The following is a 2,655-nucleotide window of genomic DNA, read 5'->3' as shown; positions in this document are numbered from 1 at the left end:
GGGATGGGGGTCGCATCGACCAAAACATGTGCTCCACGTTCTAACGAAAGGGTTGTCCGCCGGGTACGGAAACCGGGGGTGGCAATTTCTAATGTACGTTTCCCGGCAAGGACTTCCTGACTATCAGGCAAAGAGACTGCAATTACATCCTTGTCTACCCGCAAGGTCGATTGATGGTACCAACCATGTAATCTTAGAAACGCTAACGCGGGCGGCAGTTGGAATAACATCGTTTGCACTTTTCCAGGCGTTCCGGTGATCGGAAATGTCTTGGGAAATGCGTAGGGGTGATCGACTGTCCATTGCTGTTGACCGTGAGGAGAACACGGTATGGTATCGCCGTCGGAGCCGATGCGGACGGGGCCGTCGTATATCACGGCGCCGGGGGGGAAGGTTCGGATCGCAATTCGGTTCATGAGTTGAGGCGCAAAATACATCGTACGCCATTGCCCCGGCTCCAAATCAACGATTCGCGATATCAATTCCCGTTCGCCGCCGCCGATTGTCACGCTTAAACTCGCTTCGGTAGATTCGCGCAAATAGGGCGTATATCCACTGCTAACCCCATCGATTTCGATCGGTAATCCGGGTGGATCGCTTACCACTTCTAACAGTGTTGTAATTGGCTTTCCGCGTAGAGTTATACCGACAGAACCATCTGCACGGGCAAGCACTTTTTGTGAAGCGCGAAGGTTTCCGGTAATTTCTATCAAATGCTCACCTTCGCTGATGTTAACAAGTCTTGCCGGGATTCGTTCTCCGGTCGGAATACCATCTATGGAAATCTGAGCACCAATCGGAGTACCATCGACGATTATTGTTGCTGTGCCAGTTTGCTTGCCTGAGGAAACATCACCCAGAAACCATTTCAGGAAATAAAACTCAAACCAATCGGCAATTTCTTCACTGCCTCCGGCGTAAAAGAGACGTAATGAATCGCGTTTGGTTTGTTCGATCCGATAACATTTGAGTGAAGAAGAATTACCTAATCGCTGCAAATGGAACTCCAACCGAACGCCATCAGGAAACAGCTCTTGGAAACGGGTACGGGCATAACTTGAATTCTGGGTAAGAGTATCACCATACCGGTCACGGAGAAAATCGGGGGAGAGCAACGCAATACGTTCCGATAGTTTGACTGCGATCGAAGGCGCGATGCGCTCAGCTAATGCGGTATCGGAAGCAGTTGCGGCGTACCAAAATAGACCGGTCGTGGTCGATGCTGCTGCTATGTTAGCCGCGAATATTGCAAGGCAAAAAATTAGGAAATTACGAATCAAGCGCACGGCGTAAACTCGCACGAGCCGTATCGGGATCGGCCTTACCACGGGTCAATTTCATGACTTGTCCGAGCAGGAACTCGAACACTTTTACTTTTCCACTACGGTATTCTTCGACTTGTTTGGCAAAGTCGGTAACTACTTTCACAACGATGTCGTCGATTAAAGAAGTATCAGCGACTTTAGCCAACCCTTCGGTATCGACAATTTCCTGCACATCGCGCGGGTCGCTTGGGATGCGTTCGAATAGCTCATTGGCGGTGCTGCCGGTTATCGCATTCGATTGGCGCAAATGTTCGATTGCGGCGAATTTCTCCGGCGTTAGCGGCGACTGCATCGGATCTTCGTTGCGGGCTTTGAATACGCCGAGCGCTTTATTCAAGAAAGTGGAAGCCGTTTGGGCGGGGTCGAGCGTTTTTGCTTTCGCGCGTGACCACTGCATCGCTTGAGCAAGATAGATGCTCCCGGAATAGTAGTTCGATACAATCACACCAGGAGTTCGTAACGACTCGCTGCGAATCTTCATAATCTCCGAGATGTGCTCAGGCGAGAACCCACAGTCATTCGCGAGGATTTGCTCACGAACTTGATAAGTGGTTCGAGAAGAACGAACGGACTCGATCCATTCCATTGGGACATCGAATCGAACCAAATCCGGTTCTGGAAAGTATCGGTAATCCTGACTCTCTTCTTTACTACGTTGGAATTTGTTGGTGCCGGACTTTTCGTCGAACGTCAAGGTTTGTTGTTCAATGATACCGCCTGCTTCGAGGATATCCTTTTGACGGGCATATTCAGCATGAAGCGCTTTTTCGACGTAACGCAGGGAATTGACGTTTTTCACTTCGGTGCGGGTACCGAATTTCTCGGTACCGACAGGTCGCAACGAAATATTCGCATCACACCGGAGGGAACCCTCCTCCATATTTCCATTGGAGATTTCCAACCGTTCGACCAGCTCCTTCAAATAGGAAAGATAAAGGTATGCCTCGCGCGGCGAGCGGAGATCGGGATGCGAAACAATTTCCAAGAGCGGCGCACCGCAACGGTTCAGATCGACGAGGGTAGTATCGCCAGATGTGTGTGAACTTTTTCCGGCATCTTCTTCGATGTGGATGCGTTGAATGCGGATGTTTTTTTCGACACCTTCGTCGATGATTTTTACCACACCGTTTTCACAGATCGGTTCATCGTATTGGCTGATTTGGTACCCTTTGGGGAGATCGGGATAGAAGTAATTCTTGCGGTTGAATTTGGTGGTATTACGAATCGTGCAACCGAGGGCGAGTCCTAATCGAATAGCGAACTCGACGGCGCGTCGATTCGGTACCGGCAAAGCGCCGGGCAACGCTAAACAGACCGGGCACGCCAGTGA

At 50.4% G+C, this 2,655-nt stretch carries 2 protein-coding genes; both read right to left on the bottom strand.

The annotated features are described in order from the left end of the window. Window positions 1-1,286, bottom strand: a 1,286-nt coding sequence (locus tag OEM52_14780) for a hypothetical protein (protein ID MDK9701398.1), incomplete at its 3' end; no start/stop codon positions are given. After that, the coding region (gene gatB, locus OEM52_14775) for an Asp-tRNA(Asn)/Glu-tRNA(Gln) amidotransferase subunit GatB (protein MDK9701397.1) at window positions 1,270-2,655 on the bottom strand (1,386 nt) is incomplete at its 5' end. The genes OEM52_14780 and gatB, both read right to left, overlap by 17 nt.

The sequence above is a fragment of the bacterium genome, from assembly GCA_030247525.1.
Lineage (GTDB): Bacteria > Electryoneota > JAOADG01 > JAOADG01 > JAOADG01 > JAOTSC01.
Note: the sequence above shows the minus strand (reverse complement) of the source record. Positions and strands in the feature narration are given on the sequence as shown.